Origin of the sequence: Rhodobacter maris, from assembly GCF_900217815.1 — a bacterium.
In the GTDB taxonomy this organism is placed as follows: Bacteria; Pseudomonadota; Alphaproteobacteria; order Rhodobacterales; family Rhodobacteraceae; genus Rhodobacter; species Rhodobacter maris.
In genome coordinates this window covers 1-10,920 of sequence record NZ_OBMT01000028.1, presented here as the reverse complement: position 1 = coordinate 10,920, position 10,920 = coordinate 1, and the positions used below count along the sequence as shown (strand labels likewise).

The 10,920-nt window shown below is 64.3% G+C and carries 15 protein-coding genes and 1 pseudogene; 9 read left to right on the top strand and 7 right to left on the bottom strand.

Features of this window, described 5'->3' with window-relative positions:
• Both CRO22_RS18015 and CRO22_RS18010 read left to right on the top strand, forming a co-directional pair.
• A partial coding sequence (locus tag CRO22_RS18015) for a DUF2493 domain-containing protein (protein WP_097071531.1) occupies positions 1-843 on the top strand: 843 nt, incomplete at its 5' end.
• An 85-nt stretch (positions 844-928) separates the two neighbouring features.
• Entirely contained in the window at positions 929-1,198 is a 270-nt protein-coding gene (locus tag CRO22_RS18010) for a WGR domain-containing protein (protein ID WP_097071530.1), read from the top strand.
• Positions 1,199-1,256: 58 nt separating this feature from the next.
• Here the strand turns inward: CRO22_RS18010 and CRO22_RS18005 are convergent, their stop codons facing one another.
• On the bottom strand, positions 1,257-1,712 hold the full coding sequence (locus tag CRO22_RS18005) for an Lrp/AsnC family transcriptional regulator (RefSeq protein WP_097071529.1): 456 nt from the start codon (positions 1,710-1,712) through the stop codon (positions 1,257-1,259).
• A 117-nt stretch (positions 1,713-1,829) separates the two neighbouring features.
• Between CRO22_RS18005 and CRO22_RS18000 the strand changes: the two genes are divergently transcribed.
• Entirely contained in the window at positions 1,830-2,375 is a 546-nt protein-coding gene (locus CRO22_RS18000) for an RBBP9/YdeN family alpha/beta hydrolase (protein ID WP_097071528.1), read from the top strand.
• A 2-nt stretch (positions 2,376-2,377) separates the two neighbouring features.
• On the top strand, positions 2,378-3,010 hold the full coding sequence (locus tag CRO22_RS17995; protein WP_097071527.1) for a LysE family translocator: 633 nt from the start codon (positions 2,378-2,380) through the stop codon (positions 3,008-3,010).
• Between the two features lie 2 nt (positions 3,011-3,012).
• Here the strand turns inward: CRO22_RS17995 and CRO22_RS17990 are convergent, their stop codons facing one another.
• On the bottom strand, positions 3,013-3,777 hold the full coding sequence (locus CRO22_RS17990) for an AraC family transcriptional regulator (RefSeq protein WP_097071526.1): 765 nt from the start codon (positions 3,775-3,777) through the stop codon (positions 3,013-3,015).
• 91 nt (positions 3,778-3,868) lie between these two features.
• On the opposite strand from CRO22_RS17990, the gene CRO22_RS17985 reads away from it, so the two are divergent.
• Positions 3,869-4,609: a sulfite exporter TauE/SafE family protein gene (locus CRO22_RS17985; protein ID WP_097071525.1), complete on the top strand. Its 741-nt coding sequence runs from the start codon at positions 3,869-3,871 to the stop codon at positions 4,607-4,609.
• Here CRO22_RS17985 and CRO22_RS17980 read toward each other — a convergent pair.
• Positions 4,600-5,502, bottom strand: coding sequence for an aminotransferase class IV (locus CRO22_RS17980; RefSeq protein WP_097071524.1), 903 nt, complete (start codon positions 5,500-5,502; stop codon positions 4,600-4,602). The two genes, CRO22_RS17985 and CRO22_RS17980, sit on opposite strands and share 10 nt — an antisense overlap.
• A gap of 141 nt (positions 5,503-5,643) precedes the next feature.
• Between CRO22_RS17980 and CRO22_RS17975 the strand changes: the two genes are divergently transcribed.
• Both CRO22_RS17975 and CRO22_RS17970 read left to right on the top strand, forming a co-directional pair.
• Complete coding sequence (locus CRO22_RS17975; protein WP_097071523.1) at positions 5,644-6,585, top strand: LysR substrate-binding domain-containing protein; 942 nt, start codon at positions 5,644-5,646, stop codon at positions 6,583-6,585.
• Positions 6,586-7,053, top strand: a complete 468-nt coding sequence (locus CRO22_RS17970; protein WP_097071522.1) for a GNAT family N-acetyltransferase — start codon at positions 6,586-6,588, stop codon at positions 7,051-7,053.
• Here the strand turns inward: CRO22_RS17970 and CRO22_RS17965 are convergent.
• Genes CRO22_RS17965 through CRO22_RS17955 form a run of 3 tightly spaced genes read right to left on the bottom strand, consistent with a single transcriptional unit; the run spans position 7,045 to position 8,626 of the window.
• The gene (locus CRO22_RS17965) at positions 7,045-7,536 is read right to left on the bottom strand and encodes a GNAT family N-acetyltransferase (RefSeq protein WP_245861031.1); all 492 of its coding nucleotides are present in this window, start codon (positions 7,534-7,536) and stop codon (positions 7,045-7,047) included. The genes CRO22_RS17970 and CRO22_RS17965 overlap by 9 nt on opposite strands.
• On the bottom strand, positions 7,512-8,111 hold the full coding sequence (locus CRO22_RS17960; protein ID WP_097071520.1) for a 2-hydroxychromene-2-carboxylate isomerase: 600 nt from the start codon (positions 8,109-8,111) through the stop codon (positions 7,512-7,514). Before CRO22_RS17960 ends, CRO22_RS17965 begins: the two co-directional genes overlap by 25 nt.
• A complete protein-coding gene (locus tag CRO22_RS17955; RefSeq protein WP_097071519.1) occupies positions 8,108-8,626 on the bottom strand; it encodes a cupin domain-containing protein in 519 nt (172 codons plus the stop codon). The genes CRO22_RS17960 and CRO22_RS17955 overlap by 4 nt, the downstream gene beginning before the upstream one ends.
• A 141-nt stretch (positions 8,627-8,767) precedes the next feature.
• Between CRO22_RS17955 and CRO22_RS17950 the strand changes: the two genes are divergently transcribed.
• Both CRO22_RS17950 and CRO22_RS17945 read left to right on the top strand, forming a co-directional pair.
• Complete coding sequence (locus tag CRO22_RS17950; RefSeq protein ID WP_097071518.1) at positions 8,768-9,745, top strand: alpha/beta fold hydrolase; 978 nt, start codon at positions 8,768-8,770, stop codon at positions 9,743-9,745.
• A 28-nt stretch (positions 9,746-9,773) separates the two neighbouring features.
• Positions 9,774-10,310: pseudogene (locus tag CRO22_RS17945) on the top strand (AAA family ATPase); the annotation flags it as partial.
• Positions 10,311-10,517: 207 nt separating this feature from the next.
• On the opposite strand, the gene CRO22_RS17940 reads toward CRO22_RS17945, so the two are convergent.
• Positions 10,518-10,920: IS5 family transposase (locus tag CRO22_RS17940; RefSeq protein WP_141399485.1), on the bottom strand; the 403-nt coding region annotated here is incomplete at its 5' end.

Below are 10,920 nucleotides of genomic sequence, written 5' to 3'. Positions count from 1 at the left end.
TACCGCCCCTTCGACGAGCCCGATCCGCGCCCGATGCCCGATGCGCAGCGCCTTGCGGTTGCCGTCGCCGACATCTTCGACGCCCTCGTCGCGACCCTGGAAGACACCCGCATGGAGCCCGACCTCGAAGAAGTGCTCTGGGGCCAGGTCAACCTCTTCCACCGCGCCACGGCCCGGATCGAGCGGTCGCTTGACGAGAACGAGCAGGCGCAGCGCCGCCTCCAGCGCGAGCAGGACGGCTCCGAGGTGAAATCGACTGAACTCGAGCGCCTGACGGCAGAAGGCCTGACCCTTATTGAGCGGCGCAACTGCATGGACATGATGCGCGATCACGCCGCGACCGAGTTCTCTCATCACACGGGATCGACCTGGCGTCCCCGCACCGGCTCGATGGTGAACCGCCGGCACATGACCGCCGCGCTGATCGACAGCCGCGATTTCCTGGCCGCCAAGCGCCGCGCGGATACCGAGGTGATGCTGCCCGCAGGCCCCAAGGTTGCCCTCACCGGCGGGACCGACTTCAACGATCACCGCCTGATCTGGGGCAAGCTCGATCAGGTCCGGACCAAACATCCCGACATGGTGCTTTTGCACGGGGGCAGCCCCAAGGGCGCAGAGCTCATCGCCGCCAAATGGGCCGAGGCCCGCGGCGTGACGCAGGTTGCCTTCAAGCCCGACTGGACCAAGCACGCCAAGGCCGCGCCCTTCAAGCGCAACGACGCGATGCTCGATGTGCTGCCGGTGGGTGTCCTCGTCTTCCCCGGCAATGGCATCCAGGAGAACCTCGCCGACAAGGCCAAGAAGCTGGGTATCCCGGTCGTGAAGTTCGAGAAGGGGGCGTGAGCCCCCTTTTTCTTGCCAGCGATAGAACATTGTGGAAACATCGACCGGCGCTTGATAGTGTGGTGTTCAGAGGAGCGGGTACAACATGTTTGACCTGACGCAGCAATTGGATGTGTTCCCGACCGTCGTTGATCTCAAACGGATCGATCCCTCTCTCAACATGCGGCGCTTCTATCGGATGAGCGTTCAGCCTGATCTCTTTGGTGGCGCATGCCTCGTTCGAGAATGGGGGCGCATCGGGTTTCGAGGGCAGATGTTGATCGAGCAGCACGATGACGAAGGCAGAGCGGTCACGGCGTTGATGAAACTCTCTGCGACGAAAACGCGGCGCGGGTACCAAGCTGTCACTGAGTAGGGGGCAGAATGATATTCGGGGAAGCAGATTTTGCCAAACGGGTATCCGCGTGGCGTTGTCAGCCGAGCAGGGCCTTTCCAAGCGGTTTTACAGGTTCCGAGCGCAGCACCAGAGATGTCGTGACCGCGCCGAACCGGGCGATGGTATCGACGATAATCTCCAGCTGACCGGGCGTGGGTACGAGGACTTTGAGCAGGAAGCAATCTTCTCCCGTCAAACGGTGGACTTCGATGACATGCGGCATCTCGGCAAAGGCTTTCAAAGCGGGCTTGATATGTTCATGCGCGGTCTTCAGCCGAATGATGGCCGTCATCCCCAGACCGAGCGCGGCAGGGTCCAGACAGGCGGTATAGCGCGCGATTATTCCGCGATCCTCAAGGCGCTTCACACGCTCCGATGTCGCGGGCTGCGAAAGCCCGACACGGCGGCCGACCTCCGAAAGCGGGGTGCGGGCGTTTTCCTGAAGCGCTTCGAGGATTGCGATGTCAAGGCGGTCGAGCGCACTGGTCGACATGTTCCACCACAGATTCCGTTAATTCATCGGATATTTGTCACAAGTGCCGATGAATTGCCATTCCCGTTATGCGTTCGGCAAGGGACACTCCAGAAAGGTAAACACCAGGAGAGTCGCATGAGCCGTCGTTTCGTTATGGTGCCGGGCATCGGGGGATCCGGCCCTGAACATTGGCAGAGTCATTGGGAAACTTTCTATCCGAACACCCTCCGGATAGAGCCAAATTCCCGGGATAAGCCCGACCTCGCGGACTGGTTTGCCGCCCTGGACCGGGCGGTCGCCGCAGCACGTTATCCGCCGGTGCTGGTATGCCATTCGCTCGGGTGCCTGCTCTTTGCCCATTGGCGTGCGGCGTCGTCCCGGGCGATCGCCGCGGCATTTCTTGTCGCCGTGCCGGACCCGAGTGGGCCGGCTTTCCCCGCGCAGGCAAAGGCATTCGGAGCGTTACCTGCAACGGGGTTTGGTGAGCGGCCGGTGTTGGCCGTTGCAAGTGAGAACGATCCCTATGATCCGACGGCGAGTGGGATAGCCTGGGCTGCCAGGCAAGGCGCCTGGCCGCGCCGTCTTGGCCCAAGGGGCCATTTGAATGAGGCGTCGAACCTCGGCGCCTGGCCAGAAGGCCAAGAGCTTCTGGCAGATTTCCTGGACGAGATCGGAGAGTAGCCATGGACGTTGCAACTGCATTGCTGAGCTTTTCCATTGCTGCGGCTTTGCTGACGATCACACCGGGGCTCGATACAGCCCTCGTTCTGCGGACGGCGGCGGTCGAGGGGCCGCGCCGGGCGATGCTGGCGGGGGCAGGGGTGGTGACCGGAGTGCTGGCATGGGGATTGATTGCGGCTTTGGGGCTCGGTGCTGTGCTGGCCGTGTCGGAACTGGCTTACCGTTGCCTTCAGCTTGCCGGCGCGGCCTACCTGATCTGGCTGGGTATCGGGATGTTGCGGGGGGCGTTCCGTGCGCGAGAGCCGGGTCTGCCGAGGGTCATGGCGCCTTCCGCCCCGAATTGGTTCCTGCGTGGGGTGATGACCAACCTTCTTAACCCTAAGGTCGGTGTCTTCTATATCAGCTTCCTGCCGCAGTTTCTGCCCGTGAGCGTTCCGGTGGTGCCGTTCAGCGTTCTGCTCGCGGGGATACACGCGTCGATGGGGCTGATCTTCTTTGCAGCGCTGACTGCCGCGACAGTGCCGTTTCAGAACGCCCTGAACGGCCCCCGCCTGCCTCGCCTCCTCGACGGGGTTACCGGCAGTGTCTTGATCGGGTTCGCCCTGCGACTGCTGACGGAGCGGCGCGTGGGATGACCTCAGATCTCCATCCGACGCTGCAACTGACCGGGCGTGATCCCATGGGCAGCATGAAAAGCAGCCACGAAGCCGCTCGCGGTGGCGTAGCCGGCGGCATGGGCTGCATGCTGCACGCTTTTGCCGGCCATCAACGGGGCAATAGCGCGTGCCAACCGAAGGTCTCGCATCCAAGTGGCCCAACTCTGCCCGGTGTCGCGACGGACGAGCCGTTGCAGGCTGCGCCGCGACAGCGCCAGTGCCCCAGCCCAGTAGTCGAGCGATTGGTCGGCCCCATCGAGATGTGCCAGCGCGATCCGACGCAGGCGCGGGTCGGCAGGCAGGGGCAGTGTGGGCGCAGGGGCGGGGCGCGCAAGCCGGTCCCACAGCACGGCCGTTAGCCGGGCGAAGGCGGGCTCTTGCCGGTCGGCGCGGCTGGATCCTGCCAGGGTGCGGAGAAGTTCGGTCTCCAGCGCCTCGAGAGGGAACGGTGTGGGGTTCTTGGGCAGTGGCGCCGCGGCGGGCCGTGTGTAGAGGTTGACCGATTTCCGCGCGCCCTCGGCCCGGATGCGGTGGCGGTGCGTCGGCGGAAGCCAGATCGCCATGCCGGGAGAGAGAAGATGCAGCCTGCGTCCTGTCTCGATCGTCACCGGCCGGTCCGGGCACCAGGCGATCTGTCCGCGCCAATGCGCATGCGCCTCCGGCATGGTGCCGGGTGTGAAGCTCGTGACTCTGCCGATCACCGGACTTCCATCCTCGACAAATCCTCCAATCTCATCGCGCTGCATGTTGGCACCTCCGGGGTATCATCTGGCACCGGTCCGACACAACTTTCCAGCGCTTCCGTCAGGATCGCGCGGAGGCGGAGCGGAGGATCGGATGGATATGACGACAATAGCGCTGCTCACGGGCGCGGGGCTGCTCGGCGGACTGTGCAATGCGATCGCGGGCGGCGGCACGTTTTTTACCTTCCCGGCGCTGCTGGCCGTGGGGCTGCCGCCGGTGACGGCGGGCGCGACCAGTGCAGTGGCGATTTGGCCCGGCCATGCGGCCAGCCTGATTGGCGAAGGCGCAGTGCTGCGGCAGGAACTGATCGCGCGGCCCGGACGCGTCGCGGTGTTTGCGCTGGCCTCGGCGGCGGGGGCCGGGCTGTTGCTGGTGTCGGGAGATGCGCTGTTCCGGCAGTTGGTCCCCTGGCTGCTGCTCTTCGCGACGCTGCTGTTTGCGGCAGGGCCCATGCTCAACTGCTGGCTCGCCCGCCGCGGGGTGACGATCGGGCCCGTCCTTGCCGCGTGCGCCGAAGGCGTCGTGGCCCTTTATGGTGGCTACTTTGGGGCAGGGCTGGGGGTGCTGCTGCTGGCGCTGCTGACCGTGACGGGGGACGACGATCTGAAGCGGCTGAACGTGGTCAAGAATGTCTTGGCGACGCTTGCGACCAGTATCGCTGTCCTGATCTTCGCCTTTGGCGGCGCGGTTGCCTGGGGGCCGGCTGCCCTGGTCTTCCTGGGGGCGGCGGCAGGTGGTGTCATCGGTGGCCGGCTGGCGCGCCGGGTGAAGCCGCAACTCCTGCGCGCCGCGATCGTCTGCCTCGGCCTGTTGCTGGTCTGGCACTACGCGTGAGCCCGGGTCAAGGCGCGGAACGCCTCGCGCAGGGCCGTGGTGATCGGCCCCACGGGCCATGTGCTGTGCTTGCCGGGGCGGTCGAGCGAGACCACGGGGCGAAGCTCGACAGACGTGCCCGTGACGAAGACCTCGTCGGCTGCATCCAGATCGTCGAGGCTGACGGTTCCTTCATGAACCGACAGGCCAAGGCCACGCGCAAGGTCGAAGACATGGCGCTTGGTCAGGCTGTCGAGAAAGCATGTGGGAAGGGGAGACAGAAGCCTGCCATTCCGAACGAGGACGATGTTCGTCACCGTGGTTTCGGCGACATGGCCTGCCATATCCAGCATGAGGGCATCGTCATGTCCGCTACGGGCGGCTGCGGCTCGCGACAAGGTTCCGGTCATGTAGAGGCCCGAGCATTTCGACGCCGTCGGCGCCGTATCGGGCGCGGGGCGCCGCCAATCCGACAGAACCAGGCGCAATTCGCTTGTGCCGTCTCCGAGGGCGGTTTCCACCGGCCAGTCCCAGGCCGCGATGGCGGTATGGATCCGGCACCCCTGTGCGGAAACGGTGACGCTTTCGCTGCCGCGCCAGGCGATCGGCCGAACATAGGCGTCCTTCAGTCCGCCGGCCCAAAGCACGGCCTCTGCCGCGGCCTGAAGATCATCGACCAGCCATGGCAGCGTGTATCCGAGAAGCTCGGCCGAGCGCTGCAGGCGCCGGAAATGCTCCTTGCCCAGAAACAGGCGACCGTCATAGGCGCGGATTCCTTCGAAGACCGCGCCGCCGTTGTGCAGAGAGTGCGTCAGAACATGCAGCGTCGCCTCACCGGACGGCAGAAGCGTCCCGTCGAACCAGACGGGACTCGCTGTATCGACGAGCGGGACCTTCACGGCTTCGGTCAGCATTCGGGATCTCCCTTTTCGCGGATGATGGGACGATCTTCGGGTTCAGGAGCCGGGCAGGCGAGTGAGCAGTTTTCAGGCGCTGATGAGAAAGCGTCGTTCGCGAGGTGCCGGTTATCGGCGATAGTCGGTTTGTGAGGATCTATGGATAAACAAGTACCCTTTCGGCTGAATGTGCCCCTGAACGCCCTGCGAGCCTTCGAGGCTGCGGCACGCCATCTCTCGATCAAGGAGGCGGCGCTGGAACTTGGCGTAACGCCATCCGCCGTCAGCCACCAGTTGCGCGGGCTTGAGGATGCGCTAGGCCTGACATTGATGCGACGGGTCGGTGCGGCGCTCGAACTGACCGAGGCCGGAGCGAGACTGGCGCCCGATCTGAGCGAGGGGTTTTCCCGGATCATCGAGGCGGTCGGCGGCCTCAGACAGGATCGCAACGCGGGCCCCTTGCGGCTGTCGATGCTGCCGACGTTCGCGGCCCATTGGTTCTCGCCCCGGCTCACGCGCTACCCGTTCGAGCGCAACGGCTTCGATCTGCTGATATCCACGACACAGGAGGCTGTGGACCTGTCTGCCGGAGTGGCCGATGCGGCGGTGCGGCACGGGCAGGGCCAATGGGATGGGTTGCAGGCGGACCTGCTGTTCGAAGAAACCGTGAGCCTGTTCGGCGCGCCGCCCTTGGGCAAGGATGACCCCGACGAAATGCGCGCGCAAATATCGGGCATGACCCTGTTTCTCTCGCAGTATCGGAAAGAGAACTACGCGCGATGGAACGCGACTTTGCCGGGCGGGCCGATCCGGCCTGCTGCGGTGATGATGGTCGATTCCGCCGGGCTCGCACTGCGCGCGGCCATGGACGGGGCAGGGGTGGCGCTGGCAGGCGTGGAGATCGCTGCCTTCGACGTCGGAGCCGGGCGGTTGAAACAGCTCTTTCCGCACTGGGCTCATACGGGCGGAGGCTATTTCCTCGTCTATCCCGAGGCGCTGGCCAGGGACCGTCGCGTGCGCAACCTGAGCCGCTGGATGGTCGAGGCCTCGGCCGGGGAAAGGAACCTCGCGCAAAGGCAACTGGAGCCGGGAGCAGATTAAATGAATCGCATTGAAGCGGCTGCGGTCGAAATCCGGCGACTTGAGGAAAACGACCGCGTGGCATGGGAAGACCTCTGGCAAGAGAACCTGGACCATTTCGCGGCACCTGATCGAGCCCGCGCGGACATGCCCGTCATCTGGCAGCGCCTTATGGATCAAGCTGCGCCGCTTCTCGGCTGGCTGGTTCTCGTTCAGGGGCAGGCCGCCGGGCTGGCGCATGTGATCCTTCGCCAGCACAGCTTCAGCACGGCCAAGATCGCGATCCTGGAAGATCTCTGGATCGCACCTTTAGCGCGGCGTCACGGGCTGGCGGAACGGCTTGTCGAGCGACTGGTTCGAGAGGGGCGCGCGCAGGGCTGGCGCCGCATCGAATGGGAAACCGGCGATGAGAACCTCATTGCGCAGCGGCTCTATGACCGGATTGCCACGCTCGATCCGGTCAAGCGCTACCGGGTCGACCTAGATTGAGCGGCGTTGGCTCAGCTCGATCCGGAAGCTGTCCCAGGGCGCGGGGTCGGCGATCGACTGATACAACCGTTGCGCCGTCAGATTGTCCTGCGGCACCAGCCAGCGCAGATGGGTCCAGCCGCGCGCGGTACCGATCTCGGTCAACTGGCCAATCAGGGCGCGGGCAAGGCCGCTTCCCCGGGCCTCTGGCATGACGAAGAGGTCGTCGAGCTGACCGGCACGGCTTCCTGAAATGATCTCGGGCAAGTCGAAGGCCAGCGCGAAGCCGGCAAGCGCGCCGCCATGATCCGCCCCGAGAAGCAGCAGATCCGGATCGCTGACGGCGCGCTCGATCAGGGGTGTAGCCTGTTCCGGCGTCATTGCCTCTGCCGGTCCGCTCATGGCTCTCCGATAGGCCGTCATCAGATCGGCAAGGCGCGGAGCGTCCGCGGCGGACAGGCAGCGGATCGCCGATGCGGTCAACATCCGCCGGTCCTGACCCACTCTGCCATCATCTCCATGCGGTCCCAGCCCCAGAAAGGCTCTTCATCGACGATGAAGAAGGGAGATCCGAAGACGCCCCGTGCCACCGCATCTTCGCCGATCCTCCGGACTTTTTCTTTCAGGGCAGGGTCGGCGATGCCGGCCAGAAGGGCCCCGGGCTTAAGGCCGAACTCCGGGGCGAGCCGCGAGACGGCTTCGGGTGAGGCGGTGTCGAGACTGTCGTTGAAATACAAGGTGAAGACCCTCTTCGCGAAGGCAGCAGCAAGTTCAGGGTGCTGTATTTCAACCCAGTAGAAGGCGCGCGTCGCAGCCAGGGCGACATGGGGATGGTCGGCGGGCAGCTGGAAAGTCAGTCCCTGGTGCCGTGCGATCCGCGCCCAGTCGCGCCGCGCATAGTCGCGTTTCAGCGGCGTCGACGACAATCCACGTGCCCCCGTCACCTTATAGGCGGTGCCCAGCATGTAGGGTCGCCAGAGCACGGTCCGACCCAGGTCTGCCGCGATGGCCTCAATCCGCTGCGCAGCGAAGAAGGCGTAACCGGACGAGAAGTCGAACCAAAACTCGAGGGAATTCATGCCTCTTCGCCGTCCCAGTAATCGACCGAATCCGCGGTCCGGAAGGAGCTGGCAACCCGGCGCTTTGCCTTGTCACCTCCGGGCGCAGCTCCCGCGAAAACTGTCAGCTTGCCGCTGTCGGGATAGGCCATCACATCAGGCTCTCGCATGGTGCTGACCGCGACATATCGCAGAGGTTCAGTGCCGGTTGCGATCAGCTGATGGGCCGTTTCGGCGCCACCCGCAGGGCAGACCGCCACCATGCCGGCTGCGACCGGGTACCGGTCGGGGCCGAACCGCAGTTCGCCGGTGCCCGAGAGAATGATGAACATCTCGTCATTGGCGTGATGGGCATGGAAGGGCCAGGCCGCTTTGCCAGGCGGAACCTCCACCAGCCGCGCCCCCAGATGCGTCGCTCCGAGTGGGGCGGCGATGGCCGCCATGGCGGCATGAAAGCGGGTGCCATAGCTCTGTGGCGACAGGTCCAGATCGTCGAGCGTGACGACGGGGCTGCGTGGCATGCGATCCTGGGTCATTTCGGTGCCCTCCTGCGAGAAGAGAGCGCCAATCCGACCGGTCCCGCAATTGAATTGGCTTCAGGTGAGCCGTAGCAAAGCTCATTTGGCGTGATTTCCCTTTCAAAGGAAGCTGTTCTCGTATTGTCGGACCTGCGACGAATGTGGACACCAATGCTCTATCGTTGGAGACCTGACGCTCCGCCATCGCGGCCGAACCCTGAAAGGCCCGCCTCGGCGATGCCCGCCGAACGCTTCGAGGTGGCGGCTGAAGACGGGTATCCGATCAGGGGTGGGATCTGGCACGCAGACACCGGCCCTGTCGTCGTGCTTCATGCCGCTACGGCGGTTCAGGCGCGCTATTACGCACGGTTCGCATCCTGGTTGTCCGGGCAGGGGGCGACGGTCCTGACCTTCGACTATCGCGGGATTGGTGAGTCCCGCTCCACGCCGGTGAAGGATTTGCAGGCGGGATGGGTCGATTGGGGCGTCCTCGATGCTGAGGCGGTGCTTGCCTATGCTGGCAGGCGCTGGCCGGATCGTGCGCTCTGCGCCGTGGGCCATTCAATCGGCGGCTTCGCCCTGGGTTTGGCGCGCACCTCGGATCGGCTGGACCGGATCGTGACGGTTGGCGCGCAATTCGCCTACTGGCGCGATTACGATTCCCGCCAGCGGCGTGCGATGTATCTGAAATGGCATCTCTTCATGCCAGCCGTGACGCAGCTCTTCGGCTATTTTCCGGGGGCACGGCTTGGATGGCTCGAGGATGTGCCGCGCGGCGTGGTGCGCGACTGGAGCCGGATGGGGCCGCGGTTCGAGACGAGTGTTTGCTCCGCTTTGGACCGGGCAGACCTGGCAGCGCGCCATGGCGCCACCCGGGCGCGGCTCCTGGCCATCGGGTTGACAGATGACCTGTTCTGCACCGAAGCTGCGGGGCAGCGATTGCTCGACTACTATTCCGGGGCGGATCGAACCCATCTGCGGATCGCGCCCTCGGATATCGCGGTGCCCGAGATCGGGCATTTCGCATTTTTCCACGCCCGTTTCGAACAGACGCTCTGGCCGCTTGCTGCCGCATGGTTGCTTTCCGGTCGACTGCCCAAGGATGCTCCGGGGCGGATCGTTTTTCCGACAGGCTGAATGCAGGTTTCTTTCCAGCAGGATCACTATGAACGACCGACTTTTCGTCATTACCGGCGGTCCGGGATCGGGCAAGACGACGCTTCTGTCCGCACTGGCGCGGCATGGTCTCGCAACAATGCCCGAAGCCGGGCGCGCGATCATTCAGGATCAGACCCGGATCGGCGGGACAGGCTGGCACGGTCAGGACCGGCAGCTTTTTGCAGAGCTCATGCTCGGCTGGGAGGTGCGCTCGTGGCACGAGGCGCAGGGGACCGATGGTCCTGTGGTCTTCGATCGCGGCATTCCCGATGTGATCGGTTATCTCCAGCTCTATGTGGGAGAGGCGCCCACACATGTTCACGCGGCGGCCGAGCTCTACCGGTATCGCACGACGGTCTTTCTTGCGCCACCTTGGCCCGAGATCTTCGGTCAGGATGCGCAGCGCGGGCAGGATTTCCACGAGGCCTTTGCGACGGCAGATGCAATGGAGCAGGCCTATGCCATGGCGGGATATGACTTGCTGCCGCTGCCTTTGACCACCGTCGAGGCACGGGTCGATTTAGTTCTGCAGGTCTTGGATCAGTTTGTCTGTTCAGGGCGCTTCACCCAAATTCAGCTCGTCAATCGGATACCGGTCGCCGAGCGTATCAGGGACCGAGACAAGCAGGATGCGCAGGTCTTCTGGCCCGTCGTTCTGCACCAAGTGTCCCAGACCAGGGGGGATTTCCAGGGCCTCTCCCGCCTTGGCCAAGAGGATACGACCCGGGACCTTGATCGTTAGGGTCAGGATTCATAGCCAGTAAATGACGAGAGCCGCGAGGGCGATGGCTGAGAGGAACACCTTTGGGCATCGGTCATAGCGGGTCGCGACGCGCCTCCAGTCCTTGAGCCTGCCGAACATGATCTCGATGCGGTTGCGCCGCTTGTATCTCCGCTTTTCATATTTGACCGGCGTCTTGCGTTTTTTCCGACCAGGGATGCAGGCGCGTATCCCCTTTTCCAGCAACGCTTCTCTGAACCAGTCCGCGTCATAGCCACGATCCCCGAGTAGCCATTTGACGTTTGGCAGGCCACCGAGCAGCGCCCGTGCGCCGATATAATCGCTGACCTGCCCAGCGGTGACGAACAGGTCGATCGGTCGTCCCTGACTGTCGCAGATGGCGTGCAGCTTGGTGTTCATACCGCCTTTGGTT

What these genes read in the sequence shown, in the direction of transcription:
- CRO22_RS17985 (WP_097071525.1), top strand. Translation starts at nt 3,869, where the DNA reads ATGGATATGACGACAATAGCGCTGCTCACGGGCGCGGGGCTGCTCGGC.
- CRO22_RS18010 (WP_097071530.1), top strand. Translation starts at nt 929, where the DNA reads ATGTTTGACCTGACGCAGCAATTGGATGTGTTCCCGACCGTCGTTGAT.
- CRO22_RS17990 (WP_097071526.1), bottom strand. Translation starts at nt 3,777, where the DNA reads ATGCAGCGCGATGAGATTGGAGGATTTGTCGAGGATGGAAGTCCGGTG.
- CRO22_RS17970 (WP_097071522.1), top strand. Translation starts at nt 6,586, where the DNA reads ATGAATCGCATTGAAGCGGCTGCGGTCGAAATCCGGCGACTTGAGGAA.
- CRO22_RS17995 (WP_097071527.1), top strand. Translation starts at nt 2,378, where the DNA reads ATGGACGTTGCAACTGCATTGCTGAGCTTTTCCATTGCTGCGGCTTTG.
- CRO22_RS17955 (WP_097071519.1), bottom strand. Translation starts at nt 8,626, where the DNA reads ATGACCCAGGATCGCATGCCACGCAGCCCCGTCGTCACGCTCGACGAT.
- CRO22_RS17980 (WP_097071524.1), bottom strand. Translation starts at nt 5,502, where the DNA reads ATGCTGACCGAAGCCGTGAAGGTCCCGCTCGTCGATACAGCGAGTCCC.
- CRO22_RS17960 (WP_097071520.1), bottom strand. Translation starts at nt 8,111, where the DNA reads ATGAATTCCCTCGAGTTTTGGTTCGACTTCTCGTCCGGTTACGCCTTC.
- CRO22_RS18000 (WP_097071528.1), top strand. Translation starts at nt 1,830, where the DNA reads ATGAGCCGTCGTTTCGTTATGGTGCCGGGCATCGGGGGATCCGGCCCT.
- CRO22_RS17950 (WP_097071518.1), top strand. Translation starts at nt 8,768, where the DNA reads ATGTGGACACCAATGCTCTATCGTTGGAGACCTGACGCTCCGCCATCG.
- CRO22_RS17975 (WP_097071523.1), top strand. Translation starts at nt 5,644, where the DNA reads ATGGATAAACAAGTACCCTTTCGGCTGAATGTGCCCCTGAACGCCCTG.
- CRO22_RS18005 (WP_097071529.1), bottom strand. Translation starts at nt 1,712, where the DNA reads ATGTCGACCAGTGCGCTCGACCGCCTTGACATCGCAATCCTCGAAGCG.